This is a genomic window from Pedobacter sp. AC464, assembly GCF_979253075.1.
Genome location: NZ_CEEDBV010000029.1, coordinates 1 through 233, shown reverse-complemented (window position 1 = coordinate 233; position 233 = coordinate 1). Strand labels below are relative to the sequence as shown.

The 233-nt window shown below is 44.2% G+C and carries 1 protein-coding gene; it reads left to right on the top strand.

Annotation, left to right across the window (positions count from 1 at the left end; genetic code table 11):
• Positions 1-233 (top strand): hypothetical protein (locus AC0IWT_RS20050; protein ID WP_471798519.1); only part of this gene is annotated, 233 nt, incomplete at both ends.

The window sequence follows — 233 nt, the reverse complement described above, 5'->3', positions numbered from 1 at the left end:
GGTCCGTTGGAGAAAAAATAACAATAGGTCAGGCAGAGTATTCCATTTATAGCGAAGACCTGTTATCAGCCGAAAAAGAAGACCTTTTGGCCAGGCAGCAGCAGAAGGTATTAAATAATCCTGACGTCGATGATGAGGCCATGATCAAGACAGTAGAGCACAAGTTATTGTTCTGGGGCCTGAACTCCGCCCAGATCATAAATCTTTCTTCTTTGTCCAAAACTTCGGCCACT